Annotated in this window: 1 protein-coding gene; it reads right to left on the bottom strand. The window is 50.7% G+C overall.

Going from position 1 to position 272, the window contains the following annotated elements; translation table 11 throughout:
• Positions 1 to 37 precede the first annotated feature (37 nt).
• Positions 38 to 272 (bottom strand): hypothetical protein (locus tag AB4Y34_RS42290; protein ID WP_368719358.1); only part of this gene is annotated, 235 nt, incomplete at its 5' end.

The raw sequence follows: 272 nt of genomic DNA, 5'->3' as shown, positions 1-272 counted from the left end.
GCAGATTCAGGCCGCGAATCTCGCCAAACAGTGGTCGTCACGCTTCAAAAGCCAGACGACCAACCTGCCAGCAGACTCTCATGGCTGATACGACGCAAGTGGCAAACGGCCAACTCTCTGAAAACGAATTATTCAGACCCGACTCCTTAGTCGAACCTGAACAATCCGGAGAGCCTTTTGCAGCAAGGGTTTGAAGCGGAAAGTTGTTGATGCATTTGCAGGAACCTGGCAGATTATGGGTAGTTTCCTGCAAATTCTGTCGAGGTCTGGAT

Origin of the sequence: Paraburkholderia sp. BR10954 (genome assembly GCF_040965775.1) — a bacterium.
Classification (GTDB): domain Bacteria; phylum Pseudomonadota; class Gammaproteobacteria; order Burkholderiales; family Burkholderiaceae; genus Paraburkholderia; species Paraburkholderia youngii.
The sequence above is the reverse complement of the archived record's forward strand: the minus strand, read 5'-3'. Positions and strand labels throughout refer to the sequence as shown.